This window comes from Halorussus amylolyticus (genome assembly GCF_004143485.2).
In the GTDB taxonomy this organism is placed as follows: Archaea; Halobacteriota; Halobacteria; order Halobacteriales; family Haladaptataceae; genus Halorussus; species Halorussus amylolyticus.
Window position 1 is genome coordinate 213,401 of sequence record NZ_ML974132.1, and the last position, 26,449, is coordinate 239,849.

Genomic DNA, 26,449 nt, shown 5'->3' on the forward strand with positions numbered 1-26,449 from the left:
GCTGTTTTCGGGATACTCCGTTTTCAGGATACTCCGTTTTCGAGGTCCCGGTTCAGCACGCGGGCCTCGCTCCCGTCGGCGTAGAAATCTTCTTCGCGTCCGACTTCCTCGAAGCCCATCGACTCGTAGAGCCGTCTCGCGGCGTCGTTTTCGGGGTGGACGGTGAGCCGAGCGCGAGAACAGCCCTCGGCGCGGAGGCGGTCGAACGCCGCCGCGAGGAGTCGCCGCGCCCTCCCCTCGCGTCTGTAAGCGGGCGCGACCACGATTTCCGCGACGTAGGCGGTCTCGCCGTCGTGGAACGCCGTGAGGTAGCCAGCGAGGCCGTCGTTCGTCCCGGAGTCGTCGCTCGTCGTGGAAACGAGCAGGAGCGGCGGTCCCTCGACTGCGTAGTCGAGGAGCGGCGGATTCGGCTCGCGGAGATGGGCCTGAATCTCGCGGAGTCGGTCGCGGTCGTCGGGCGTTCCGTCGCGAATCACGGCAGGACGACCACCGCGAGTCCGGCACCCACGAGCGCGCCGGTCAGCGTGGCGAGGAAGTTGACCGCCTGATTCCCGAGTCGGTCGCCTTCGAGCGTCGCGCCGAGCAGGCTGTCGGCGGTCATGCCGCCCACGCCAGCGAGGACGACGACGACCCCGCCAAGCAGGGTCACGTCCTCGAACAGCACGACTGCGATGGCCGCCACGACCGCCGCACCCGCGATTCCGGCGAGCTCGCCCTGCCACGTCACCGCGCCGTCGGTGCCGGGTTCGACGCGTTCGAGCGTGGTGATGAGCCGCGGATTGTCGAACACGCCGCCGATTTCCGACGAGAGGGTGTCGCTCATCGCGGTCGCCATGCTCCCGGCGAACGCGAACAGGAACAGCGACTCTCCGACCGGAAGCTTCCCGTGGGCGGCGTACCCGAGGACGGCCGCCAACGCGACCGCGGCGTTCCCGAGGACGTTGCCGCTCCCGCGCGCGCCGTCGTTGTCCTCGGCGACCCCGCGGGCCGCCTTCTGCTCGTACCGGAACTTGGTCGAGAGGCTTCCGATGCCGAAGAACGCGATGAGGACCGCGAACCACGCGTACCCGCCCAAGACGATGGTGAGCATCGCGAGGAGTTCGCCCGTCAGCATGCCCGGAATCGAGGCGGCGTCGAGTGCCCACGAGATGTAGCCGAACAGCGCGGTCACCGCGATTGCGACCACGATGCTCTCGACGGTGACGACGACCGCGAGGTCGGCGAACAGCCACAGCAGGAACGCGACCGACAGCATCACCAGCGGGTCGTCGCGCGCGAAGAGGACCGACCGGAGGAGTCCCGCGGCGAGCGCGCCGCTCGCCGCGAGAAACACGATTTCGGGCAGGACCGGCGCGACCGCCTGTCCCTCGATTTCGAGCGCGACCGCCTGACCCGCGACGGCCGCGAGGAGTGCCCCGGCGACGAACGCGCCGGTCCGGAGTATCGGTTCGGCGTCGAATCGCCACGCGACCTGCTGGGCGAGGTTTCCGTAACCGACCACGAGAACTGTCGCCACGAACACCCGCGTCGGCAGGCCGAGCAGCGACGACAGCAGGGCGACCCCGGTCGCCGCGAACCCGAAGGCCGCAAGCCCGTAGAGGCGGCCTTCCTGGCGGTCCGCGGGTCTGGCGAACACCTCGAACGCCGGCCCGCTGGTGGTCGCCAGCCCCGCCACCGCGATGGCCGCGAACGCGACGGCGGTCGCCACCCCGAACACCGGGGCCGCGAGCGACACCGTCGCAATCGCGGCGTAGGCCGCCGCGCGCCCAACTCTCGTAGTCACGTTATCCCCCGTTTTCCCCGACGCCTACTTAATCTTCCCGAACCCGCGGGAAAAGGCGGCCTCCGCGTCAGACACGCGGCTGACGGCGTTGATTGAATCCACTGGACCCTCGAAGCTACTCCCGGGGGTCGCGGTCCGGTCCCGGATACTCGCCGCCTTCGACCGCCTCGTAGAGACTCGCGGCGTCGAACATACCGACGAACCCCTCCGGCGTCTTCACGCTCACGTTCAGCCGCGAGCCGAGCGCCGCCCCGGCCTTCGCGTTTCGCAGACTCTCGTCGTAGCTCAGCAGGTGGGCCGCCCCGCCGCGGTACGCGCTCGCCAGCGCCGGGTGGTCGCCCGCCGGATGCTCGACTTCGACTCGCAGGTCCTCGATTCGCTCGCGCCACGCGCTCGCGAGGTCGGGGTCGGCGAGGTCCGCAATCACGGCCTCCGCGTCGTCGAGCAGGTGGTCGCTGGCGACCAGTTCGACCCACGAGTGGGCGCGAACCGCATCGAGGGCGTCGCGGGCCGCCCCGGCCGCGAGGAGGTCGGCCGCCAGCACGTCGGCGTCCGCGACGATTCGGGCGGGGCTACTCTCAGTCATCGTCGCCCTCCGATTCGCTCGCGTCTTTCCGGCGTTCGGCCAGCGCCGCGCGTATCGCCCCCACGTCTGTTTCGTGCGCGTCGGCTCGCTCGAAGAGGTCCGCCCAGTTCATACCGACGTTCGGAGGCGGACACCCAAAAGGACTCCTCCCGAGGGTCGGGGTTCCGGAGCGAGTCGTAAATCGAGAGACAGTTTCGGGCGCTCCCCGGCAGATTTTTGCGGGGGCCTTCACTACCCTCTTGCATGCTAACGGTGCGGGCTCCGGCGACGAGTGCGAATCTGGGGAGCGGTTTCGACGTGTTCGGCGTGGCGTTGGCCCGACCGGCCGACGTGGTGCGGGTCGAGCGCGCGCGCGAGACGAGTATCGAAGTCACGGGCGCGGGCGCGGACTTCATCCCCACTGACCCCGCGAAGAACACCGCGGGCGTGGTCGCGCGCGAACTCGACGCCCCGGCTCGAATTCAAATCGACAAAGGGGTCCGGCCCTCGTCGGGGCTGGGGTCGTCGGCCGCGAGCGCGGCGGGAGCCGCGGTCGCGCTGAACGAACTCTACGACCTCGGCCTCTCGGGCGAGGACTTGGTGTGGGCCGCCGCCGAGGGCGAGGCCGCGGTGTCGGGCGACGCCCACGCCGACAACGTCGCGCCCTCGATTCTCGGCGGGTTCACCATCGTCACCGACCACGGAATCACGCGAATCGACGCCGACCTTCCGGTAGTCGCCTGCCTGCCCGAGACCATCGTCTCGACCCGCGAAGCTCGGGGTGCAGTCCCCGACTCGGCGACGGTCGAGCAGATGGTCGAGACGGTTGGCAACGCCGCCACGCTGGTCGCCGGAATGTGCAGGGACGACCCCGAACTCGTGGGTCGCGGGATGGACGACCCGGTGGTGACGCCCGCCCGAACCCCGCTCATCGACGGCTACGACGCGGTCGCCGGTCGCGCCCGCGACGCGGGCGCGACCGGCGTCACGGTGTCGGGCGCGGGTCCCGCGGTGCTGGCGGTGTGTCGGCCCGGAACCCGGCGCGAGGTTGCGAACGCGATGGTCAGCGGCTTCGCGGACGCTGGCGTCGAGGCGCGGGCGTACCAGACCGAAATCGGGCGCGGTGCGGAACTCTGTCGGTGAGAACGAAAACGGTTCGCTGAAAGAACGAAAAGAGTCGTTCGGAACTCAGTTCCCGCGGCCCTGAAGCTTCTCGTCTTCTGGCAGGTCCACGTTCGCTTCGCCCTTCATGCCCGAGCCGATGTTCTTGCTGATTTCGGCGAGTCGGTCGGGGTCGTCCCAGTTGTTGGTCGCTTCGACGATGGCGTTACCCATCTTGACCGGGTCCTCCGCGCCGAAGATGCCCGACCCGACGAAGATGCCGTCACAGCCGTGGTGCATCATGAGAGCGGCGTCCGCGGGGGTGGCGATGCCGCCCGCCGCGAAGTTGACGACCGGGAGGCGTCCGGCCTCGGCGGCCTCGTGGACGAGCGGCGCGGGGGCCTCGATATCGCGAGCGAACTCCTCGCGCTCCTCGTGGGTCATGCCCTCGATTTCTCGAATCGCACCCCGGATGGTTCGCTGGTGGTGGACCGCTTGATTCACGTCGCCCGTGCCCGCTTCGCCCTTGGTTCGAATCATCGCCGCGCCCTCCTCGACTCGGCGGAGGGCTTCGCCGAGGTTGCGCGCGCCGCAGACGAACGGCGCGGTGAAATCGCGCTTGTCGATGTGGAAGCGGTCGTCGGCGGGCGTGAGGACTTCCGATTCGTCAATCATGTCCACGCCGATGGATTCGAGGATTTGGGCCTCAGTCGAGTGACCGATTCGGGCCTTCCCCATCACCGGGATGGACACCTCGTCGATTATCTCCTCGACGTCCGCCGGGTCGGCCATTCGTGCGACGCCGCCGCGCTTTCGGATGTCGGCGGGGACGGCTTCGAGCGCCATCACCGCGACCGCGCCCGCGTCTTCGGCGATGCGGGCCTGCTCGGGGTTCACGACGTCCATGATGACGCCGCCTTTCTGCATCTGGGCAAATCCGCGCTTGACGAGTTCGCTACCGCGCTTGAGTTCCTCGATGTCGGTTGGCTCGGCCATGCGAGATGGTAGCGACGCGAGGGGTTAATGCGTACCGATAGGCAACGGGATTGCCGAGGGGAGTCGGTCGGATTGGCGCTCGACTCGCGTTAGACTGCCGATGGGAGCCTCGTTACCGAGACGCGGACTTTTAAGCCCCACTGTCGCCACGACTCAGGTATGAACGTGGCCGTACTCGCACACGAGAAGTTCCCAAACGCCGCGAAGACAGCAGTCGGCCTGCTTCGATACTCCGACTACGAGGTCGAGGCCGTACTCGACCGCGACAACGCCGGAAAGCGCGTCTCGGACTTCCTCCCGGACGTACAGGACGCGCCAATCGTCGCCGGGATGGACGACGTACCCGAGGTAGACGCGCTGGTAATCGGCATCGCGCCCATCGGCGGCGGATTCGACGAGTCGTGGCGCTCGGACGTGCGGACCGCGCTCGAACGCGGCACCGACCTGATTTCGGGGCTTCACTACTTCCTCGAAGATGACGAGGAGTTCGCGGCGCTTGCGGCCGAGAACGACTGTGACATCTGGGACGTGCGCAACCCCAGCGACGACCTCACGGTCGCACAGGGGGTCGCCGACCAGGTGGACGCGGAGGTCGTTCTCACCGTCGGCACCGACTGCTCGGTCGGGAAGATGACCGTGACGTGCGAACTCCTCGAAGCAGCAGAGGAGCGGGGCGTAGACGCCGGATTCATCCCCACGGGCCAGACCGGAATCATGATAGACGGATGGGGCAACCCCATCGACCGCGTGATTTCTGACTTCACCGCGGGCGCGGTCGAGGAGATGATTCTCGAACGCGGCGACGACTACGACTACCTCTTCGTGGAGGGCCAGGGGAGCATCGTCCACCCCGCCTACTCCGCGGTGACGTGTGGCATCCTCCACGGGTCGATGGCCGACAGCCTCGTGCTGTGTCACGCCGCCGACCGCGAGGCCATCCACGGCTACGAGCGCGTCGAGATTCCGCCCCTTCAGGAGTACGTGGACCTCTACGAGAACCTCGCCCGCCCGGTCCACGAGACCGAGGTGGTCGCGGGGGCGCTCAACACTCACTCCATCGACGACGACGCCGCGGCCCGCGATGCGGTCGCCGAGTTCGGCGACGAACTCGGCGTGCCTGCGACCGACCTCGTTCGATTCGACGCCGACGACGTGCTGGAGGCGATTCTATGAACCTCGAAACCGAGTTCGAGCGAGTCTCGCTCCCGCTCGAAGACGCCTTCACCATCTCGCGAAGCACCCAAGAGATGTCCGAAAACGTCGTCGTCCGGATTTCGGACGGCGGAGGCAACGAGGGCGTCGGGTCGGCCGCGCCCGCCAGCCACTACGGCGAGACGGCTGACACCGTGGAGGCCGTCCTTCCGGGCCTGCTCGACGTGGTCGAGGAAGTCGGCGACCCCCACCAGCTCGAACGCATTGAGGAGCGGATGACCGAGGTAGTCGAGCGAAACGCGGCCGCCAGATGCGCGGTCAGCATCGCGCTTCACGATTTGGTCTGCAAGCGCCTCGACGTGCCCCTCTACCGCTACTGGGGACTCGACCCCGAGGAGACGCTCGAAACGTCCTACACCATCGGCATCGACACCGTCGAGAAGATGGCCGAGAAGACCGAGCGCGCGGTCGAGCGCGGCTACTCCACGCTCAAGGTGAAGGTCGGCACCGACCGCGACGAGGAAATCATCGACGCGATTCGGGGGGCCGCGCCGGACGCCACGATTCGGGTGGACGCGAATCAGGCGTGGTCGGCCCGCGAAGCGGTCCGGAAAATCGAGGTGCTCGACGACTACGGCATCGAGTTCGTCGAACAGCCGATTCCGGCCGAGGACCCCGAAGGCCTCAAATTCGTCCGCGACCGGTCGGCGCTCCCCATCGCGGCCGACGAGTCGTGCATCACGCTCGAAGACATTCCCCGAATCGCGGACAAGGCCGACATCGCCAACCTCAAACTCATGAAGTGCGGCGGCCTCCGCGAGGCGATGCGGATGGTTCACGCCGCCCGCGCCCACGGACTCGAACTCATGCTCGGATGCATGATAGAGTCGAACGCCTCCATCGCGGCCGCGGCCCACTTTGCGCCCCTGCTCGACTACGCCGACCTCGACGGGTCGCTACTGCTGGCCGACGACCCCTACGTTGGCGTCGAGATGCCCGACGGCGAGATAGATTTGGCGGGGTCCGACCGGGCCGGGACCGGCGCGCGCCGAGAGTAGCCACCCGACTCTCACACCTCCGAGTGCCGACTCTCGGAGGACGATTACGAATCGTGGTCCGCAACTGCGCTCTTCGCGTCCGTGGCTCGTTCGGGGTCGTCTCGCCCAATCGGAACCGTAATCTGGAGTTCGTCGAATCGAACGACGGGTCGTTTGGCTCGGCCCTCCTCGGCGAGTTCGACCACTCCCATCGCCGCTAATTCCTGTAGATTCCGGTGGACCTCCTTGTGGTCGCGCTCGACTATCTGTTCGACTTCGCGCATACTCCTCGGTTCGTGGTCGGCGATTGCGCGAAGCAGTTCCAAATTCGTCTGACTCACGAGGCGCGCGAGGTCGGCTTCGTCCTCGAAATTGAGGACGTGGCGTGCGTCGAGGTCGTCGCCGCGTTCTGCGGCCGCGATTCGCTCGCGCGCTTCGCGGCGGGTCCGCTCGGCGTCACCGACGCGCACGGTGAGGGTTCGGGTCGGCGCGTCGGTTGGGGTGTTTCGGTCGTCCTCGGTAGCGTTCGGGTTGGTGTCAGGGTTGGAGTCTGGGCACATGCGTTATCGAACCTCCGGGTCGCTGGTGGCAGTGTGGCCGTCGCGGTAGGTCACGACCTCTCGTTGGAAACGGGCGAGCAGTTCGAACATCCCCGGAAACCCGATTTCCTCGACTCCGTCGGCGGTGTGGCGCTCGTGGCCTTTCGTCCGTTCGTGAGTGTTGTCGTAGCGCACGAGTAGGTCACCTTCGACGGAACCGAAGTGGAGCGAGTAGTCCCACCCGCACGGATACTTGGGGTCGTCCGTCTTCCGGACCGTGACCGACTCGACGAGGGTTCCGGAGTAGTAGTTCGTGTACTCCTCGACTTCCGTGTAGCCTGCCATCCGCAGAAGTTGGTTCCGTCTCCACTCAAATAAATATGGTGGGGCGAATACCACCAATCGGGGCGGTGCGGGTCACTCCGCCGACAGGAGTCAGTCGTCCGCGGGTGCGGCCGTCCGCGACTCATCAGTATCCTTCTTCGTGATTCCCCACCCGGTCAGCCCCATCGCGAACAGCACCGCGGGCGAGAGAAAGGCGAAGAAGTAGTACGGCGCGTACTCCAGCGTGGCGACGCCGAACACCGACGCCATGTAGACCCCGCCCGCGTGCCACGGCACGAGCGCACCCGTGGGCGTGCCCGCGGCCTCGACCGCTCGCGAGAGATTTTCGCTGTCGAGGTCGTACTCGTCGTAGAGATTCCTGAGAGAGAAGCCCGGAATCACGATTGCCATGTACTGCTGAGCAGAGAGAAGGTTCACTGCGAACGCCGAAACGCCGGTACTCACGACGAGTCCGCCCGCGCTCGTGACGCCGCGCGCGAGGTGGTGAGCGAGTACCGCGAGGATTCCCGTGCCTTCGAGCAGGCCGCCGAGCGCGAGCGCGGCGACCACGACCGAGACGGTCCACGCCGACCCCGAGAGACCGTCGCTCGCCAGCAGGTCGTTCACGAGCGCGGTGCCGGTCTCGGGTGCGGTGCCTTCGAGGAAGACGGTCCACGCCGCCGTGAACGGGACTCCCTGCACGAGTATCGTGGTGAAGACGCCCGCGAACACCCCGGCGACGAGGGTGGGAAGCGCGGGGAAGCCGTACAGCGCGAGACCGAACGTGACGACCAGCGGGAGGACGACGAGCGCCGAGAGGTCGTAGGTGCCCGCGAGCGCGCCCTGAATCTCGGCGACTCGGCCCGCCGGGATGGCACCGGCGGCGCGCAGGCCGAGCGCGGCGTAGAGACCGACCGAGAGACCGAGCGCGAGCAGGGTCCCCCAGCGCATCGCCCGGATGTGGTCGTAGAGGTCGGTGCCCGTGACCGCCGCGGCGAGGTTCGTGGTGTCCGAGAGCGGCGATTGCTTGTCGCCCGCGTACGCCCCGGTCAGAATCGCCCCGGCGGTCATCGGCGCGGGGATACCGAGTCCTTCGCCGATGCCGACGAACGCGACCCCGAGCGTTCCGGCGGTGGTCCACGACGACCCGATGGCGAACGCGACGACCGCGGCGAGGAGCGCCGCGGCCGGGAGGAACACCTCCGGGGTCAGCACCGACAGGCCGTAGTACATCAGCCCCGGAATCGTCCCGGCGCTGACCCACGTCGCGATGACCGCGTAGATTGTGAACAGGATGAGAATCGCCTGCAGGCCCATCAGCAGGCTCTCGGCGATGCCGTCGTAGAGGTCGTCCCACGACAGCCCCATCCAGTACCGACCGACCAGTCCCGTCAGGACGACGCTCCAGAGGAGTGGGCCGTGCGGGTCGAGTTTGAGGTAGCCCGACCCGACGCCGAGAAAGACGACGACGCCGAGGACGGGCACGAGCGCCTGTGCGAGCGAGGGACGGCGCTCGGGCGATAGCTCCGCGTAGCTGAGCGGTTCGTAGTCGAGTGACGGCATTCTCGTCGCGTCGTAATTCCCGAGAGTATTAAAATTCGGCGTTTTTATTCGTATAAGGAATATTCAAAATGCGCCCCGTTACCGCGAACCACGAGTCGGTTACCGCTGTCGGGCGGTTTTTCGAACCGACGGCGCTCGCGGAGCGAGCGCCGTCGGTTGCCGTCGTGGTCGGGGTACCGGTCGCAGTCGCGGTTACAGTCCCGGTCGCAGCCACAGTCCCGGTCGCGATTTATCGCCCGGTGAAGTTCGGGTGCCGACTCACGCGCCGGGGGAGATACCGGCGCGTCTTCGGCAGGTCGCCCACGTCGTCGAGAACCGTCTCCTCCAACTCCGCGAGCTTCATCTCGCGCTCGTCGTCCTCGGCCCGGACGTTCACGCCGAGTCGGTCGTCGTCGGCTTCGAGTTCGCGGTCGCCGACCACCGCGTAGTACGGTACCCAGTCGGTTTCCGCCTCGGCGATTCGCTTGCCGACCGTCTCGTCGCGGTCGTCCACGTCGGCCCGAATTTCGGCGGCTTCGAGGTCTGCGGCGAGCGACTCGCAGTACTCGACGTGTCCGTCCGCGACTGGGACGAATCGGACCTGCGTGGGGGAGAGCCACGTCGGGAGTCGCGGGGTCTCCTGAGACGCGGCTTTTTCGAGCAACGCGGCGACCACGCGCTCGATGCCGCCCGACGGCGAGAAGTGGAGGATGGGCGGGTGGTGACTTTGCTCGCCGTCGGTGTACTCGATGTCGAACCGCTCGGCGCTCTCGACGTCGATTTGGACCGTGGGGTTCTCGATGGGCCTGCCGAGGCTGTCGATGGCCGCGAAGTCCACCTTCGCCGACCAGTAGTGGTGGCGCTCGGGCAGGATTTCGAGGAGGGCGGGCGAATCGAACTCCGCCGCGAGGTTTTCGACCCACGCCTCGTTGTCGTCGTAGAACGCTCGGGTCACGCGAATCGTCGGGACGTAGTTCAGGCCGAGGTCGCCTGCGGTCTGTAGGGCGAGTTTCGCCTGCGCGCGAAGTTCCTCGCGGGCGCTGTCTATGTCCTCCGTCGCCGTGTGCATGTCGGGCATCGTGAACGCGCGCTGGCGTTTCAGCCCCATCACCTCGCCGCGCTGTTCGCGCCGGAACGAGTAGGTCGATAGCTCGTAGAGCCTGAGCGGCAAGTCGCGTTCGGCGATGTGCATGTCGCGCATGATGGAGAACTGGCCGAAACACGCCGCGAAGCGAAGCATCATCCGGCGGTCGCCCGACTCGAACCGATACTGGCGCTCGCCGAACTTCTCGGAGTGCTCGCGAATCGCGCGCACCCCGAGGTCGTACATCACGGGCGTCTCGACCGGCATCCCGCCGTACTCGACCGCGAGGTCGGTGACGTACGCCATCAGCGAGTCCCGTATCAGCTTTCCCCGGGGGTACCATCGGAGATTTCCAACGTCGCTGAGTTCGTCGTAGTCCGCAATCGCCTTCTCGCGCATGAGCTCGACGTGCGGGGGTTGCTCGCCCTTCCTCGCGGTTTCGCCCTCGACTTCGGCCTCGATGAAGGCGCGCATGTCGTCGCTCACGTCGCGGTTCGCACACTCGGCGTCCGTCGCCTCGCGGGGGTCGCGGGCCTCGCCGTCGGGAAAGAGGAGTTTCCACTCGCTCGGCGCGCGCTCGGTGGCCTCCTCGTCGCCTCCGCGCTCGGGCGTGACGTGCCGGGAGAGCTCCGAGAGCGGGTGACCCTTGCACGAGATTTCGAACGCCTTGTACCACCCGAAGGGTGCGCGCAGGACCTCGAAATCGGCTTCGAGCGCGGCTTCGAGCTTTCGGAGGACGGTCTTCGCGCTCTCGGGACCCGCGAGGTCGTCGCTCAGGTGGGCGTAGGGGTAGAGAACTACCTTTCGGGTGTTTAGCTGGCCCGCCACGTCGCGGAGTTCGTCGGCGGCGTTCGCGACCACCGCGTCGAGGTCGGTCTCGTCTTCGCTCTCGACGGTCACGAACGCGGTCACGCAGTCCTCCATTCGGCCTTCCATCGGGACGCCGTCGGTCTCGCCGAGACCGTCACCCGCTTCGGTCGTGGTCTCGAATTCGAGGTGGTCGGAGTGGACGAACAGCAGTCGCATTGTCGGACCCACCCCTCGCGGCGTAAAAAGCGTGCCGGGGGCGTGGGAGTCGGTGCCAGCGTCGAGCGCGAATCGCGTCCGAATCGCGCTCGAACTCGGCCCGGTGGCCTTTTTCAGGCCCGCCTCCCTACGGACGCCCATGACTCGATTCGACGCCGCGACTCCCGAGGAGCGCCGGAAACTGTTCGCCGACGCCATCGTCGCCCACCGCGAACGGGCGAGCGCGTTCTGCACCCTCGAAGCCGACGCCGACCCGTCCGCGACAACCAATCGAGACGGCGGCGAGAGCGAGGACGCCGAGACCGACGCGCCCACCGAGGCCCCGCCGTGGGTCCAGTTCGGCGACGGGACGCTCAACCTCGACTGCACCGACGCCGAACTCGACCGACTCAAGGACCTGCTCGCGGAGTTCCCGGCGTTCAAAATCGACACTCTCACCCGGCCCGAGGAGGCCGACGGCGTCAACGTCAAAGTGTCGGCGCTCGCCGACCCGAATCGGGTGGCTCAGTGTATCGACCGAATCTTTCGGGACGTGTACGACCGGCCCGAGGCGTTCCGGGCGTGGGTCACCGCGATTTGAGACGACCTCCGCCTCAGCGACGACCGAACAACCGGTCACGGAGAGACCGCGAGGACGGCCGCTCGGTCAACAGCGTCGGCGTGTCGAGGTCGTGGATGACGTCGAACACCAGCGAGCCGCGAACGATACGCGACAGCAGTCCCTGCTCCGTCGCTCCGATTATCACCAAGCTGTAGTCGTTGCCGATGCGTTTGAGTACCGCCTCAACGTCGCCCGTCTCGACGTGTACGTCCGCGTTCGTCAGTTGGTGGTCCGCCGCCCACTCGCGCATGAACTCGCGGCCGGACTCCTCTTCGCCCGCATCGACCACGTGAAGCAACGACACGTCTACGCCGACCGTTTCCTGTAGCGCGCGCGCCACTTCCGCGGAGAGGTCGGACGAGAACCCGCCAGCGGTCGGGAGAAGCACGTCCGACAGTTCGAGGGCTTGACCGTCCAGCACGAGGAAATCGCACGGGAGGTCGTACGTCAGTTCGTCCAAGGTGCCCTCGGCACGGCCGCCCGCCAACTGCGTGCCGCCGTAGCCCATCACGACGGTGTCGGCGTCGTTCGTCTCCGCCGCGTCGAACACCTCTTCGAGGCCCCGGTGGGAGAGAATCGTCTTCGTCTCGATGGGGACATCGAACGTCTCGGCGTCGCTTTTCGCGGCCGCGAGCAGTTCCTCCGAGGAGGCGTCGATTCGATTCCGCTGCTCGGCGGCGGTACTGAGCGACGTCTGGTCCGGCACGGTGACGATGTGAGTCGCGAGCACTCGACCGCCTTTGTGCTGGGCGAGCGCACCCGCGAGCGTTATCAGCGCACTTTCGGTTCGCGGGTTCGCCAACGCGACCATAATCGTCGGTCCCTCGGTTTCGGTCGGCGGCCCCCCCGCTCCGGTCGGCGCGACTGCATCGGCAGCATCGACGACCTGGTCCGGTAGTTCCTCTTCACGGCTCTGAATGTAGTTGGAGAGAACGCCCTCTTGTGAGGTGTTGGTCCGGGCGTAGATGAAGTACCACAGCAGCGCGGCGGCGACGAACGCCCCCGAGAGCGCGATTTCCTGTTGGTCCATAAACGCGACGAGTCCCAGCGACAGTATCGCGCCGAGTATCGGCGTGACGGGGTAGAGCGGAACCGTGAAATCCGGGTCGTACTCCGGAACGTCCGCCTCGCGAAAGACGATTAGCGCGACGTTCATGAGCGCGTACACGATGAGGTGGAGCACGCTGGCGGCTTTCGCGAGCACCTCGATTTCTCGGCCCAGAAGCGCGATGAAGACGATGATGAGTCCGCCCGTAACGAGAATCGACCGGTAGGGCGTCGCGTAGTTGGGGTGAATCTCGTTGAGCCAGTTGGTGACGATTTTGTCACGCCCCATCGCGAAGTTGATTCGCGCCGAGGCCAGAATCGACGCGTTCGCGGAGGACGCCGTCGCCAGAAGCGCGCCCGCGGTCATCACCGCCGCCGCCGCCGCGGCGACGCCACCGAGCGGACCGATGGAGGTGGGGAACGAAACCTCCGCGGCCTGTGCGACCGGCGCGTCTTGGCTCAGTTCGGGCCACGGGACCACCCCGAGCATCGTCGTCACGAGGACGGCGTAGATGACCGTGACGATAGCGACGCTCCCGATGATGGCGATGGGGAGATTCCGACCGGGGTCCTTGAGTTCCTCCGCCACGGTCGCGATTTTCGCGTATCCGAGGAACGAGACGAACACGAGCGCGGTCGCCGGGAGGATTTCGCCAGCACCGTACGGCGCGAGACCGCCGTCACCGACGAGCGTCGCGTAGTCGAACGACGCGAAGCCTGCGATAGCGAACACCGTGAGAATCGAGAGCAGAAGGAACACGATGACCGTCTGGATGCCGCCGGTCTCCTTGGCTCCGATGTAGTTGATAGCGACGAAGAGCACTCCCGCGACGAGCGCGCCGACCTGAACGGGATTGAGAAATGCGATTGTCGGCAGTCCGACGAAGACGGCCAAGTACTGACCGAATCCGATACAGTAGAACGCGGACGCGAAGGCCAGTCCCATCCAGTCGCCCATCCCGGCAATCGAGCCGAACATCGGCCCGAGCGACTTGTTGATGTAGTAGTATCCGCCACCGGCTTTCGGCATCGCCGTCCCGAGTTCGGAGACCGACAGCGCGTTCACCATCGCAATCAAGCCGCCGACGACGAACGAGACGACGACGATTGGCCCGGCCGCGTTCGCGGCGACTCCGGGGAGGACGAAAATCCCGGCGCCTATCATCGTCCCGATACCGATGGTCATCGCCGAGACGAGGCCCAGGTCCTTGGCGAGTTCTTCGTCGCTCATTTGTCGGAGTCCGTCCGGGGAAGCGCGATAACGGGACGGTTCGCATCAGTGACTAGCTGTAGAGAGATGTCGCCCGAGAGGAACTTCATAATCCGATTGCCGCCGCGAGACCGGTACGCGATGGCGCTCGCTCCGACTTCGTCGGCGGCGTCGAAAATCGCGTCGGCGACGTCTCGGGCGTACGCGGTGTGCTCGTCGGCGTCGGGGAACACCGAGCGGACGGCGGCGTACGATTCTGCCGCCATCTCCTCGGACTGTTCGACGGGCGTTTTGTCCGGAACGCCCTCGCCCTTCTCGACGACGTGGAGCGCCGTGACGTGTTTCGGCTGGTACGGTTCCAGCGCGGTCGCCGTGGCCTGTGCATCCTCCTCGTTGGCGACCGGTAAAAGAACGTGAGCAAGCAAATCGCGGTCGTCTGAGTCACTGTTCATACTGGCCACTAAGCGCACTGTCCCTTAAGCGTGTGTATATATACTGGTCTCCGTTGTCATGGAGAAACGTTCCCAGCAGACGGGTAGAAACCCGGCGAAATACGGGGAGCCGAATCCCCCGCCGTTCTTCTATAATTTTTACATGTGGTTGCGAAAGGCGATGGACAGAGTCGGTAAAACGGCCGCTCGGCCCGGACGCTTCACGTACCATCGAGAGCGTCAGTCCAACTGGACGTACGTCCGCGTCGTCCCCACACTGTCGATGTCGTGGATGCCCTCGGTCACTATCTTCTGGAGGTCCCGGACCGTCTCGCCCTCGATTTCCGCGACGACGTCGAAGTCCCCGGCGACGACGTGCGCCTCGGTGACGCCCGTCAAGTCCCGAACCGTGCCGACCGCGTCTTCGGACGCTCCCGACCCCGTGATGACCGCGACGTAGGCACGAACCATGCGGCGAGTACGACCGAATCCGTCAAAGGCGTTGTGCCGGGAGTTCGCCGAAAAATCGGTCCGCTCAGATTTTCGCGCTCACTTCGTCGAGGACCTCGGTGTCCACGAACACCACGACGTGGTCGCCGGGTTCGATGATAGTGTCACCCCTCGGGACGACGTACTCGCCGTCGCGAGTGATGGCCCCGACCACGAACCCGTCCGGGAGGTCGGCGACCGCCTCGTGAATCGGTCTGCCGACGAGCGCGCTTTCTGCATCGACCTCGATTTCGAGGACTTCCGCCCGGTCGTTCTCGATGAGCGCGATGTTCTCGGTGTGGGTCTCGCGGGTGAATCGAGTAATCTCCTCAGCCGTGACTTCGCGGGGATTGATGGCCACGTCGATGCCCACCGTCTCGAAGATGCCGACGTACTCGGTGCTCTCGACTATCGCGACGGTTCGCTTCACGCCGAGCTGTTTGGCGAGAATCGAGACGAGGAGATTCTTCTCGTCGTTTTCGAGCGCAGCGACCACCGCGTCGGCCTCGTCGATGTGTTCGCGCGCGAGGAAGTCGGCGTCGGTCGCGTCGTTTTTCATCACGACCGAGTTCGGGAGTCGCTCTGCGAGTTCGCGGGCCCGGTCGGGGTCGCGCTCGATGAGTCGCGGCCTGAGTCCCCGGTCTTCGAGCAGGCGAGCGGTGTGGTAGCCGATTTCGCTCCCGCCGATTATCACGAGGTCCTCGTTTCCGGAGGGGGTCTCGCCGGGCGCGATTTCGGCGGCGAACCCCTGGACGCTCTCGGGGCTTCCGATGACGACCACCTTGTCGCCCGCTCGGATGACGGTGTCACCGCGCGGAATCTCCACGTCGCCGTTCCGGAGAGTCGCGGCGAAGGTGAGCGAGTCGAAGCGGTCTGCCTCCCGCACGGTCTGGTCCACGACCGGACTGTCGGCGGCGACTTCGAACTCCGCCATCTGGACCGCGCCGCCCGCGAACGGGTCGACGTCGCGGGCCGCGGGAAGCCCGATGACCCGGACGATGTCCTCGGCTGTCAGGAGGTTCGTACACACCATGAAGTCCACGCCGAACGCGCGCTCGGTCTGCTCCCACGTTTCGAGATAGTCGGTGCTCTTGACCCGAGCGATGGTGAACGGGTCGTCGACAGTCTTGGCGGTGCCACACGCCACCAGATTCGTCTCGTCGTCGTCCGTGCTGGCGATGAGCATGTCGGCGTCGTCGATACCTGCGTTTCGAAGCGTCGAGAGCGACGTCCCGTCGCCTTGAATAGCGAGCACGTCGTGTGAGTAGGTCATCGACTCCACTCGTTCGCCGTCGATGTCCACGACGACGACGTCGTGGGCGCTCGCGAGACTCGCCGCGATGGACGACCCGACCTCACCTGCACCGACGATGACGACGCGCATCAGAACCCTCCGTAATCATTCCTGTGAGCGTAACAAGCCCGTCGGTAAGGGTATTTCCCTTCAGAGCGACCCGTTCGGTCGCGGGTTCGGCGGACCGAACACTTACTCGACCGGGACGTTACCGGTGTCCGACGCGACCTCCTCGCCGGACGGCGAGGAGGTCGCGTCGGCCGAGGATTCGATGTCCGAGGCCGCGATGTCGTCGGCGTCCGATTCGGCGTCGTCGCCGACTCGAACCGTCAGCACCGGGACCGAGCACGCCCGGACGACGCCCTCCGCCACGCTGCCGAGGAGCAGGCGGTCGATACCCCCTCGGCCGTGGGTTCCCATCACTACGAGGTCACACCCCTCCGACTCGGCGTACTCCACGATGCGCCTGCTCGGCGACCCCTCCACGAGTCGGGTCGTGACTGCCACGCCGTGTTCGGCCGCGATGTCCTCGACCCGCTCCAGCGCGGTCTCGCCCTCCTCGCGGAGCACGTCGTCGATGCCCTCCCACGAAGTTTCCATCGGAAGGCCCGCGAACGTCGCGGAGTTGACGACGTACACCGCGTGTAGCTCCGCGCCGTGGGCCGCCGCGAGTTCGACCGCGTGCGCGACCGCGCGCTCGGTGTCGGTCGAACCGTCAGTCGGCACGAGTATCCGCTCGTACATCTCTTGTGAGGTGATAGCACACGACGCGCCTTAACTGTTTCCAGCGTGCTACAGAATCACGTCCGCCACGTCGCTCGCTCCGGCCCGGCGAACGACCGCGCGAACGGGGTCCTGCGCTCCGGCGAGGTTGTCGGAGTCGCCGTCGAGCACGAGGAGCTTGCCGGGTCGTCCCTCCTCGACGAGACCGCAGTCGAGACCCGCGATTTCCGCGCCGTTCCGGGTCGCCATCCGCAGGACTTCGCGGGCGCTCACGTCGGCGAGTTTCGCGGCGAACTCCATCTCGCGGAACATCGACGGACTGTTGAGCATCACGTTGTCGGTGCCGAGCGCGACGGTCGTCCTGTCGAGGAGGTCCCGAATCGGCGGCACGCCGACCTTGGTGACGAGGTTCGACCGCGGGCAGACCACCACGGGCATCTCGCTGTCGCCGATTCTATCGAGGTGGAGGCGCTCGGGATGGACCACGTGGACGAGGAAGTCGGGGTCCAAATCGAGCGCGGGGTTGATGTCCGAGGGGTCGCGCTCGCCCGCGTGGATGCCGAACAGTTTCTCCTCGCGCGCGGTCGCGGCGCGCTCGCGCGAGAACTCGGCGTCGCGCGCCCCGCTCGCGCCGAACCCGTCGGCGGCCTCCATCGCTTCGACGGTCTCGCGCCCGAGAATCACCGGTTCCGCGTCGAGTCCGGCGACGGCCTCCCGGAGCGCGTAGACGCCCTCGACGCCGCCCTCCCGAAATTCGAGGAACGACGCGGTCCCGGTCTCCTGCATGAACCGAACCGACCGTTTCATCGCCGCGACCTTCTCCTCGCGGGAGGCCGCCCGGAGGAGTCGGTGTTTCAGGCCGTCCGGCGGCGCGACGAGTTCGTCGAGGCTCAGTCCGCCCCCGGCCTCCTTCGCGATGGAGTCGCCGATGTGGGTGTGGGCGTTGACGAACGCCGGGAGGACGACGTTCGAAGAGTCGACCGGTTCCTCCTCGATGGCCGTTATCTCGCCGTCGTTCACTACGACTCGACCTTCGACCGGTTCGAACTCGGGCCCGCGAAGGACGGTCCCCTCCACTATCATGTGTGTGAAACTCTCGGGGAGCCTCTTGAATGGACCTTTTTCGAGCGAGTGGTGTCCCCGCTCGCTCACACCGTTCGCTCGCGGGACGACTTCTCGTACAGTTCGGCTACCGCACCGCGAAAACCGCACCGACAGCAAAAATCGCGCTCCGAGGCGCTGTGCGCCTCGGAGCGCGAACGAATCTACTCGCTCTGCTGGGCGTCCACGACCGCAACGCCCGCGAGGTTCACGATGTCTTTGACCTCGTCGCCGCGCTGGATGACGTGGACCGGCTTGTCCATGCCGACCAGCATCGGGCCGATGGCCTCAGCGCCGCCGAGACGCTGGAGGAGTTTGTAGCCGATGTTCCCGGCTTCGAGGTTCGGGAACACGAGCACGTTCGCGGGTTCGTCGAGTTCCGAGAAGTCGTAGGTCCCGTTCAGAATCTCCTCGACGACCGCGGTGTCGGCCTGCATCTCGCCGTCCACCGGGAAGTCCACTTCGGGGTTGGCTCGAAGCTTCTCCGCGGCGTTCCGGGGCTTTCGCGTGCCCTCGTTGTCCACGCTCCCGAAGTTGGAGTACGACAGCATCGCCGCGCGCGGTTCGACGTTGAACCGACGCGCGAGTTCGGCGGTGTGCTGGGTGATTTCGGCCAGCACGTCCTCGTCGGGGTTCTGATTCACCGTGGCGTCGGCGCAGAAGATGACTCGGTTCTTGAACGTCAGCATGTACACCCCGGCGGCGTACTCGGCGTCCTCGGCGGTGCCGACGACCTGAAGCGGCGGCCGGAGCGCCGAGGGGTAGTGGTGGCTCAGGCCGGTGAGCATCGCGTCGGCGTCGCCGCGCTCGACCATCACGCTCCCGAAGTAGTTGCCGTCCTTCCGGACGAGGTCCTCGGCCTCGCTCCGGGTGATGCCCTTGCGCTGGCGGAGTTCGTACAGGCGGTCGGCGTACGCCTCGTGGTCGTCGCTCGCGGGGTCGGCGACCTCGGGGTCGAAGTCGAGTCCGAGGTCGGCGGCCGTCGCCTCGATTCTCTCGCGGTCGCCGATGAGGACGGGGTTCGCGATGCCCTCCTCGGCCATCTGGTAGGCCGCCCGGACCATCTTCTCGTCGTCGCCCTCCGCCAGGGCGACCCGCTTGGGGTCGGACTTGGCCTTGTTGAGAACCACGCGCATCATCTCGCGAGATTTGCCCAGGCGGGCTTCGAGCGTCTCGACGTACTCGTCGGTGTCGAGTTCGCTCCGGGCGACGCCGGAGTCCATCGCGGCGTCGGCGACTGCTGGCGCGACCTCGAACAGCACGCGGGGGTCGAGCGGCTTCGGGATGATGTAATCTGCGCCGAACTGGAGCGGCTGGTCGCCGTACGCCTTGACGACGGCGTCGGGCACGTCCTGCTTCGCGAGGTCGGCGAGCGCCTGGGCCGCGGCGACCTTCATCTCCTCGTTGATTTCGGTCGCGCGCACGTCGAGCGCGCCCCGGAAGATGAACGGGAAGCCGAGGACGTTGTTCACCATGTTGGGGTAGTCCGAGCGCCCGGTCGCCATGATGACGGTGTCGTCGCGGGCCGCCTTGGCCTCGTCGTAGCGGATTTCGGGGTCGGGGTTCGCCATCGCGAAGATGACGGGGTCGTCGGCCATCGACTGGACCATCTCCTGGGAGACGATATCGGCGACGGAGAGACCGACCAGCACGTCCGCGCCGTCCATCGCGTCGGCGAGGTCGCCTTCCGGCACGTCGCGGGCGAAGTCAGCCTTGTACTCGTTCACACCGCCGTCTTCGGCGCGGCTCTCGGTGATGATGCCCGACGAGTCGCACATCGTGATGTTCTCGCGGCGCGCGCCGAGCGAGACGTAGAAGTTCGCGGTCGCGATTGCGGACGCGCCCGCGCCGGAAAAGACGATATCGAGGTCTTCGAGGTTCTTCCCGTTGATTTCGACCGCGTTCAGCAGCGCCGCACCCGAGATGATGGCGGTGCCGTGCTGGTCGTCGTGGAAGACGGGGATGTCGATTTCCTCCCGGAGCGTCTCCTCGATTTCGAAGCACTCGGGCGCTTTGATGTCCTCCAGATTGATGCCGCCGAAGGTCGGCTCCATCGCCTTCACGGTCCGGACGATGTCCTTCGGGTCTTCCTGGTCGAGTTCGATGTCGAACACGTCGATGTCGGCGAACCGCTTGAACAGCACGCCCTTGCCCTCCATGACGGGCTTGGACGCCTGCGCGCCGATGTCGCCGAGTCCGAGGACCGCGCTCCCGTTCGAGACGACGCCCACGAGGTTGCCCTTCGCGGTGTACTGGTAGGCGTCGTCGGGATTGTCGGCGATTCTCCGGCACGGCTCGGCCACGCCGGGCGAGTAGGCCAGGCTCAAATCGCGCTGGGTGTTGGTCGGCTTGGTCGTCGAAATCTCTATCTTCCCCGGCGGCTCTTGTCGGTGGTACTCTAACGAGTCCTCGTCTAGTCCCATGGCGCGACAAATCGCGCCCGCCCTTAAAAAACTAACCGAACCCGTCGAATCTGACTTCGACAGGTGTCGAAAGAAAACGGGATTACGTCTCTTTCACGAACACGTCGGGCCGCGCGAGTTCGACATCGTACTCGTCGCTCGCCACGGTCGTCGTCGGCCACCGCCCGGTCTCGGTCAGCACCTCGAATCCCGAATCCTCGACCAGCACCGTGTCCTCGCTCTTCGCGCCCTGTACCGTCGGATTCCACGCGTAAGCCATCGGCGTCGTCACCGGGTCGTCGGCAGTCGGTGTCGCTATCCACTCCCGGCCCGCGAACCCGGCCGCACCGCCCTGATGATGCAGTTTCCATTCGTTGGGGTAGCCTTCGTCCTCGTACGCGTCCTGAATCGCGCCAAATACGTCACCCGCCTCACCGCCGCGCTCTGCCACGTCGCGCGTCGCACCGACCGCCGCCACCTCGACGCGCCGGGCCGCGTCGTGACGCTCGCGGAGTCGCTTCAGCGACTCCGCACCAATTTCGGAATCGAACGCCACCGTCCGGGTCGCGCTGGCGTGGAGACCGCCGCGCTGGGCCGTGACCGACACCAGCGCGTACCCGCCCAGCGCCTCCTCCGTGGGCGTGTAGTGGCGGTACGTCCCGGCGCGCTCGGCCCCGCCGACGAGCGCGACCGGGACCTCGATGCCCCGCGCCGACAGCGCGACCCGGAGCGCCGACGCCACTTCGCGCTCGGAGTCGCCGGGTTCGAGTTCGCGACAGACCGCTTCGAGCGCGGCGCCGGTCTCGCGGCCGAGGTCCCGATAGCTCTCGATGTCGTCGTCAGTGAGCGGGTGGCGGAGCGGCGAGGCGTCTACCGATTCGAACCCCGGCACGTCGAAGTCGGCCGCTGCGGGTTCGGGCGCGCGCTCTGCGACCGCGCCCGCGAGCGACTTCTCGTACCAGTCGAACTCGGCGACGTCCGCGCGGACGTCGCCGAGTTCCTCCTCGCGGACCCGGTCGGCTTCGATGTTGTCGGTCACGACTTCGAGGCTCTCGCCGTCGTAGCCCACCGCGGCCACACCCTCGTCGGTTTCGCGGTCCACGACGTTGTTCCCGCCGGTCAGCCACGCGAAGGCGTTCGGGCGCGCGAACCACACCGATTCGAGGTCGCGGTCGGCGAGATAGGCGTCGAGGCGTTCCTGCTTAGTCATGTGTGGTGGGTGGGAACCGACGGCCTTGAAAGGGGCGACTTCGGCGAGTCTTCCGCGCTCTCGGAAAGTCCATGGTTTCGTGAACTCTCGCAGACGACGCAATTTGTAAGCGTTACAGCCTGTGGAAGACATCGGAAGGCAGTTTCCAGGAGTGCTTATTCTGAGAAGCACGTCTCACTTGCTGGGAGTTTCAATATAGCCAGTCAGATGTGAGATGAGGCGGCTCATCACGTCGTATGCGGCGTCGTCCCGAAGGCTTGCCGGTTTTCAGTGGGCTTCTGTCATCGAATGAGTGGTTCCTTCATTCGTCCTCAGAGTTGGTGGTGTCTGACGCCAGTGACGGAGACGGTGTTTCTACCCCACCCTGCCAACTGAGCAGCACCTCGCGGAGCGTGAGTTCCCGAATGGCGGGATAGCGTGACTGTTCAGTCTGCGCGTAGTTCACCAGGGTGAGCAGAATCACCCCGCCAATAGTGTTGCCCAACAACACCGGAAGCCAGTACTCGAGGACGACGGCGAACGTCCCGGAATCGGTGATAATCAGGAAATAGAACACTTCGCACGCAGCCGTTATGACGTGGTAGAGGTCGGTTGCGGCGATCAGGTAAAAGGAGATATAGATGATGACCAGCCTGGAAATCGTATCTCTTGCCGCGTGATCGAGCCACACCACCCCGGCGACTAACCACCCGGCTACCAGCGCCCGGTTGAAGACGGCCCACCATCCGTGGTCGAGTCCGCCACTGACGAATGTTGTACCGGCCTGGAATGCTTCTGGGGAAAGTATGCTCCCGCGTGCCAGAAGGTATGCACCGAGTCCCGCTCCGACCACGTTGCCGACCAGTACGATACCCCAGACGCGAAGTAGCAACGGAATGCTGGCGAGCCGAGAAAGTACTAACGCAACAGGCGGTAGCGTGTTTTCGGTGTACAGTTGATAGTGACCGAGAATAATATAGATGAATCCAATCGGATACAGAATCGCGCCCAGAAACCGATTGTCGGGAAACATCTCTGTGCCGACAGTGTGTCCGAGGAAGGTGAGGACGATGGCGAATCCGGCCGCCAAGCCGCTGAAAAAGAGGCGCTGTTTGCTGGCCGCGATTTCTTCGGTTGCACTTGCCAGGATGCGTTCGTAGATTTCGTTCGCCGAGAAGCGGTCCCGAACGGCCCACCCGGCCGCCGGTGCGCCGGACGCGGCACGGTCGAGGGAATCACGAATCCCGTCGCCTGAATCCTCGTCCTCACGGTCACTCATCACTGGTACCTGCGCTTCGGAGGACAATCGTATTTACGCCCGCTGACGTCCACCGGATTCCATAATTGTTTATGCGGTAACCACGATATGCGCACACTTGCCTGACGGCTATCTCACCGTTGACATGGTGATATGAAGGACGGCCCGCTGCGGACTACAAGCTCTACATTCAGCACACGGTTCTCATCAGTTGACGAAGGCTTCAACAGAGTCAGATAAGTGGACATCAACCCCTCCCCACAATCGCAGTCGGACACACCTAAGTACGACCGGCCGAAATCTCGAACGAGGGGAGTTCCAACCGTGTACACCCACACATCCGAACCGAACGGAGGCTCGCGCTGATGGTCCGGTTCCGCCACCTCGCGGCCGTCACCACCGGCTTGACCTTCTCGCTCATCCTGCTCGGGGTCTACACCGCCGCGGTCGGCGCGGGGCTGTCGTGTTCGGCCCAGTGGCCGTTCTGCGACGGCGGCCTGATTCCGCAGTCGTTCCCGAGTTTCGTGGAGTGGTTCCACCGCCTCGTCGCGATGATTACCGGCTTCTTCATCATCGGCACGACGGTCGGCGCGTGGAAGTACCGCTCCGAGCGCCGGATTCGCGGCGCGGCCACGCTCGCGCTCGCGGTCACGCCGGTCCAGATGGTGCTCGGCGGCGCGACCGTCTTCGTCTACACGCCAGTCGTGCAGGTCGCCCACCACGCCGCCGCGCTGATAATCTTCGGCTCGCTGCTGGCGACGACGCTGTGGACCTTCGAGAATCCCGCGACCGACGCGGCCGAAACGGAGTCGGCGGCAGGATACCCGAGCGACGACTGATACTGTCGGCCGTACTTTTTCGAACGGGAGCGACACACAAGGCGAGAGAGCCGACCGGGATTTGAACGCCGGCAGAACGGGACAAACACACATCCGAACGCCGACGGACCCTGATTTTAGGCGCTCTACCGTCCGAATCTGGACGGTTCCCGACAACGATTATATACTTTCATCTTGCAGTAGTAGCGGGGGAAATCGCATGGACATCGACAGGCGGACGTTCGTCAAGGGGAGCGCAGGAATCGCGGGCGGTCTCGCGCTCGGGGGCATCGCGGCCGGGCAGGACGACGAAGTGGTTCGCATCGGGTCGGACATCCCGTACAAGCCGTTCGAGTACCGGACCGAGGAAGGCGACCTCGTCGGATTCGACGTAGACGTGGCCGAGGCCGTCTTCGCCGAGGAACTGGACCGCGAGTACGAGTTCGTCCAGACCGGGTTCGACACCATCATCCCGAGCCTCAACAACGGAAACTTCCGAATCATCATGTCGGCGATGACCATCACCGACGACCGGGCCGACCAAGTGGACTTCTCCGAGCCGTACTTCGTCGCGTACCAGACGGTGGCGATTTTGGAGGGGAGCGACGTGGGAAGCGTCGAGGACCTCCGCGGCCAGACCGTCGCGGTCCAGAAGGGGACGACCGGCGAGGCCGCGGCCCAGGAGCTACAGGAGGAGTTCGACGGCGAACTCACCATCGACAGCTACGACCAGATTCCGGGCGCGTTCAACGCCCTGCTCAACGGGCAAGCGGTCGCGGTAATCAACGACAACGCGGTCAACCTCCAGTACACCGCGGACAACGACGACATCGCGATGCTCGAAGGCGAGGGCGAGGCCGCCGAGGAGTTCGAGAGCGCCCCGCCGTACCTCACCCTCACGGTCGAGCAGTACGGTATCGCGTTCCGACAGGACGACGACGAGTTCCGTGAGGAGGTCAATCAGGCGCTCACGGCGGTCATCGAGGGCGGGCGCTACGACGAGATTTACGCCGAGTACTTCCCCGGCGAACCGCCGACCGACATCCTGCTCGACGCGCGGGCGGCCGAGGGAACCGCGACCACCGAAACTGACACCGAATCCGAAACCACGACCGGCGCAGAAACTACTACCGGGTAGCCCGCGATGGGCGAGACCGACACCCGAAAGCGGGGCGGCGAAGCCGCGGCGCGGGACGGACTGGTGACCGACGAGCGCGTCAAGTGGGCGGGCGTGGCGGTGTCGGTGGCGTTCACCCTCGCAATCGTCGGCTTCATCGCGCTCGTCCTGCTGGAGTACGTCGATTACGGCCTGCTGTTCGCGGTGGTGCCGCGATTCGTCGAGGCGTTCGTCCGGGTGCTCAGGGTCGTCGTCATCTCCAGCGTGCTGGCGGTCACCGCGGGCGTGTTCGTGGGTCTCGGGCGCGTCTCGCGAACCTCGGTGACCCACGCGATAGCAACCGCGTACGTCCAGTTCTTCCGGGGAACGCCGCTCTTGTTCCAGTTGTTCATCATCTACCTCGGGATTCCATCGCTGTGGCCGCCGGGAGAGTTCCCCGTCGGGAACTGGAGTTTCGCCACCGCGGTCATCGCGCTCACGCTGAACCACGCGGCGTACGTCGGCGAAGCGGTGAAGGGCGGCATCAACGCGGTTCCGGCGGGCCAAATGGAGGCCGCCCGGTCGCTCGGGATGTCGTACGTCGATTCGATGCGCGAGATAATCCTTCCCCAAGCGTGGCGCAACGCGCTAGCGGCCATCGGCAACGACCAGGTGATTCTGGTGAAAGACACCTCGCTCCTGACGGTCATCGCGTTCCCAGAGATTCTCACCGTGTTCCGCGAGATAAACTCGAATCAGTTCGACCCGTGGACGCCCATCGTGCTCGTCGCCATCACGTACCTCGCCATCACGCTCCCGCTGATGCGACTCGTCCAGTACCTCGAAGACAGAGCCGAGTGGGGGACGCAAGGATGAGCGACGGCGACGTGCAGGAGACTCGCACCGACACGCCCGAAGTCGAATTCGAGAAGGTGAACAAGTACTTCGGCGAAACCCACGTCCTCAAGGACATCGACCTCGCGGTCGAGAACCGCGAGGTCGTGGTGGTCATCGGCCCGAGCGGGTCGGGCAAGTCCACGCTCCTGCGGTGTGTGAACCGACTGGAGGAGATACAGTCGGGCGAGATTCGAATCGCGGGCGAGTCCATCACCGACCCCGAGGTGGACGTGAACCGCCTCCGCCAGCGCGTCGGCATGGTGTTCCAGCACTTCAATCTGTTCCCGCACAAGACCGCGCTGGAGAACGTCACGCTCGCGCCGGTTCGGGTCCGGGGGGTTCCGAAGAACGAGGCCGAGCAGAAGGCCGAGGACCTCCTCGCGGAGGTCGGCCTCGGCGACCAAGCCGACTCGTACCCCGCCGAACTCTCGGGCGGCCAGCAACAGCGGGTCGCCATCGCTCGCGCGCTCGCGATGGACCCGAGCGTGATGCTGTTCGACGAGGTGACCTCGGCGCTCGACCCCGAACTCGTCGGCGAGGTGCTCGGCGTGATGCGAAATCTCGCCGAGGAGGGGATGACGATGCTCGTCGTGACTCACGAGATGGGGTTCGCCCGCGAGGTGGGCGACCGGGTGGTGCTGATGTCGGAGGGCCGAATCGTGGAGACCGGTCCGCCCGCCGACCTGTTCGACAGTCCGAAGACCGACCGCGCCAAGCAGTTTCTCACGCGGGTCAAGTAGAACT

At 65.9% G+C, this 26,449-nt stretch carries 25 protein-coding genes; 8 read left to right on the top strand and 17 right to left on the bottom strand.

From position 1 onward, the window contains the following. Positions 1-23: 23 nt before the first annotated feature. The 3 genes from EKH81_RS08385 to EKH81_RS08395 form a co-directional block, all read right to left on the bottom strand. Entirely contained in the window at positions 24-476 is a 453-nt protein-coding gene (locus EKH81_RS08385) for a GNAT family N-acetyltransferase (protein ID WP_132059493.1), read from the bottom strand. Then, a complete protein-coding gene (locus EKH81_RS08390) occupies positions 473-1,783 on the bottom strand; it encodes a DUF92 domain-containing protein (protein ID WP_132059492.1) in 1,311 nt (436 codons plus the stop codon). The genes EKH81_RS08385 and EKH81_RS08390 overlap by 4 nt, the downstream gene beginning before the upstream one ends. A 115-nt stretch (positions 1,784-1,898) precedes the next feature. Then, positions 1,899-2,369 (bottom strand): DUF7384 family protein, encoded by a 471-nt coding sequence (locus tag EKH81_RS08395; RefSeq protein ID WP_132059491.1) that lies wholly within the window; start codon positions 2,367-2,369, stop codon positions 1,899-1,901. A gap of 243 nt (positions 2,370-2,612) precedes the next feature. Here EKH81_RS08395 and EKH81_RS08400 point away from each other — a divergent pair, with 243 nt between their 5' ends. Next, entirely contained in the window at positions 2,613-3,491 is an 879-nt protein-coding gene (locus EKH81_RS08400; protein ID WP_132059490.1) for a homoserine kinase, read from the top strand. 45 nt (positions 3,492-3,536) lie between these two features. Here the strand turns inward: EKH81_RS08400 and pdxS are convergent, their stop codons facing one another. After that, on the bottom strand, positions 3,537-4,445 hold the full coding sequence (gene pdxS / locus EKH81_RS08405; RefSeq protein WP_132059489.1) for a pyridoxal 5'-phosphate synthase lyase subunit PdxS: 909 nt from the start codon (positions 4,443-4,445) through the stop codon (positions 3,537-3,539). Positions 4,446-4,604: 159 nt separating this feature from the next. Between pdxS and EKH81_RS08410 the strand changes: the two genes are divergently transcribed. After that, entirely contained in the window at positions 4,605-5,618 is a 1,014-nt protein-coding gene (locus EKH81_RS08410) for an N-acetyltransferase DgcN family protein (RefSeq protein ID WP_132059488.1), read from the top strand. After that, the gene (locus EKH81_RS08415; RefSeq protein WP_132059487.1) at positions 5,615-6,655 is read left to right on the top strand and encodes a dipeptide epimerase; all 1,041 of its coding nucleotides are present in this window, start codon (positions 5,615-5,617) and stop codon (positions 6,653-6,655) included. Before EKH81_RS08410 ends, EKH81_RS08415 begins: the two co-directional genes overlap by 4 nt. Before the next feature lie 44 nt (positions 6,656-6,699). Here EKH81_RS08415 and EKH81_RS08420 read toward each other — a convergent pair whose 3' ends face one another. From EKH81_RS08420 to EKH81_RS08435, 4 genes are all read right to left on the bottom strand, one after another. Next, entirely contained in the window at positions 6,700-7,194 is a 495-nt protein-coding gene (locus EKH81_RS08420) for an HVO_A0114 family putative DNA-binding protein (RefSeq protein WP_238392145.1), read from the bottom strand. Between the two features lie 3 nt (positions 7,195-7,197). Further along, on the bottom strand, positions 7,198-7,518 hold the full coding sequence (locus tag EKH81_RS08425; RefSeq protein ID WP_132059486.1) for a toxin-antitoxin system TumE family protein: 321 nt from the start codon (positions 7,516-7,518) through the stop codon (positions 7,198-7,200). A gap of 90 nt (positions 7,519-7,608) precedes the next feature. Further along, positions 7,609-9,060 carry an arginine/ornithine antiporter ArcD gene (arcD, locus tag EKH81_RS08430; protein ID WP_132059485.1) on the bottom strand — a complete coding sequence of 484 codons (1,452 nt, stop codon included), beginning with the start codon at positions 9,058-9,060 and terminating at the stop codon, positions 7,609-7,611. 229 nt (positions 9,061-9,289) lie between these two features. Continuing rightward, positions 9,290-11,290, bottom strand: a complete 2,001-nt coding sequence (locus EKH81_RS08435; protein WP_238392146.1) for a threonine--tRNA ligase — start codon at positions 11,288-11,290, stop codon at positions 9,290-9,292. On the opposite strand from EKH81_RS08435, the gene EKH81_RS08440 reads away from it, so the two are divergent. Further along, entirely contained in the window at positions 11,289-11,729 is a 441-nt protein-coding gene (locus EKH81_RS08440) for a DUF7975 family protein (RefSeq protein WP_132059484.1), read from the top strand. The genes EKH81_RS08435 and EKH81_RS08440 overlap by 2 nt on opposite strands. 13 nt (positions 11,730-11,742) lie before the next feature. Here EKH81_RS08440 and EKH81_RS08445 read toward each other — a convergent pair whose 3' ends face one another. The 9 genes from EKH81_RS08445 to EKH81_RS08485 all read right to left on the bottom strand — a co-directional run bounded on the left by EKH81_RS08445 (position 11,743) and on the right by EKH81_RS08485 (position 22,915). Then, a complete protein-coding gene (locus EKH81_RS08445) occupies positions 11,743-14,028 on the bottom strand; it encodes an amino acid permease (RefSeq protein WP_132059483.1) in 2,286 nt (761 codons plus the stop codon). After that, positions 14,025-14,459 (bottom strand): universal stress protein, encoded by a 435-nt coding sequence (locus EKH81_RS08450; protein ID WP_132059482.1) that lies wholly within the window; start codon positions 14,457-14,459, stop codon positions 14,025-14,027. Before EKH81_RS08450 ends, EKH81_RS08445 begins: the two co-directional genes overlap by 4 nt. Positions 14,460-14,678: 219 nt before the next feature. Beyond that, on the bottom strand, positions 14,679-14,909 hold the full coding sequence (locus EKH81_RS08455) for an Lrp/AsnC ligand binding domain-containing protein (RefSeq protein WP_132059481.1): 231 nt from the start codon (positions 14,907-14,909) through the stop codon (positions 14,679-14,681). A 64-nt stretch (positions 14,910-14,973) separates the two neighbouring features. Further along, the gene (gene trkA, locus EKH81_RS08460; protein WP_132059480.1) at positions 14,974-16,311 is read right to left on the bottom strand and encodes a Trk system potassium transporter TrkA; all 1,338 of its coding nucleotides are present in this window, start codon (positions 16,309-16,311) and stop codon (positions 14,974-14,976) included. A 102-nt stretch (positions 16,312-16,413) separates the two neighbouring features. Beyond that, positions 16,414-16,965, bottom strand: a complete 552-nt coding sequence (locus EKH81_RS08465; protein WP_132059479.1) for a universal stress protein — start codon at positions 16,963-16,965, stop codon at positions 16,414-16,416. A gap of 48 nt (positions 16,966-17,013) precedes the next feature. Next, positions 17,014-18,027 carry an amidohydrolase family protein gene (locus EKH81_RS08470; RefSeq protein WP_132059478.1) on the bottom strand — a complete coding sequence of 338 codons (1,014 nt, stop codon included), beginning with the start codon at positions 18,025-18,027 and terminating at the stop codon, positions 17,014-17,016. A 182-nt stretch (positions 18,028-18,209) separates the two neighbouring features. Further along, on the bottom strand, positions 18,210-20,468 hold the full coding sequence (locus tag EKH81_RS08475) for an NADP-dependent malic enzyme (protein ID WP_132059477.1): 2,259 nt from the start codon (positions 20,466-20,468) through the stop codon (positions 18,210-18,212). Between the two features lie 82 nt (positions 20,469-20,550). Beyond that, the gene (locus EKH81_RS08480) at positions 20,551-21,657 is read right to left on the bottom strand and encodes a M24 family metallopeptidase (protein WP_132059476.1); all 1,107 of its coding nucleotides are present in this window, start codon (positions 21,655-21,657) and stop codon (positions 20,551-20,553) included. Positions 21,658-21,958: 301 nt separating this feature from the next. Beyond that, the gene (locus EKH81_RS08485; protein WP_132059475.1) at positions 21,959-22,915 is read right to left on the bottom strand and encodes a formate/nitrite transporter family protein; all 957 of its coding nucleotides are present in this window, start codon (positions 22,913-22,915) and stop codon (positions 21,959-21,961) included. 344 nt (positions 22,916-23,259) lie between these two features. On the opposite strand from EKH81_RS08485, the gene EKH81_RS08490 reads away from it, so the two are divergent. The 4 genes from EKH81_RS08490 to EKH81_RS08505 all read left to right on the top strand — a co-directional run bounded on the left by EKH81_RS08490 (position 23,260) and on the right by EKH81_RS08505 (position 26,445). After that, positions 23,260-23,733 carry a COX15/CtaA family protein gene (locus tag EKH81_RS08490; RefSeq protein ID WP_238392147.1) on the top strand — a complete coding sequence of 158 codons (474 nt, stop codon included), beginning with the start codon at positions 23,260-23,262 and terminating at the stop codon, positions 23,731-23,733. Between the two features lie 205 nt (positions 23,734-23,938). Beyond that, complete coding sequence (locus tag EKH81_RS08495) at positions 23,939-24,850, top strand: basic amino acid ABC transporter substrate-binding protein (protein WP_368407705.1); 912 nt, start codon at positions 23,939-23,941, stop codon at positions 24,848-24,850. Between the two features lie 6 nt (positions 24,851-24,856). Beyond that, positions 24,857-25,684 carry an amino acid ABC transporter permease gene (locus EKH81_RS08500; protein WP_132059472.1) on the top strand — a complete coding sequence of 276 codons (828 nt, stop codon included), beginning with the start codon at positions 24,857-24,859 and terminating at the stop codon, positions 25,682-25,684. Then, positions 25,681-26,445 (top strand): amino acid ABC transporter ATP-binding protein, encoded by a 765-nt coding sequence (locus EKH81_RS08505; RefSeq protein WP_132059471.1) that lies wholly within the window; start codon positions 25,681-25,683, stop codon positions 26,443-26,445. The genes EKH81_RS08500 and EKH81_RS08505 overlap by 4 nt, the downstream gene beginning before the upstream one ends. Positions 26,446-26,449 lie beyond the last annotated feature (4 nt).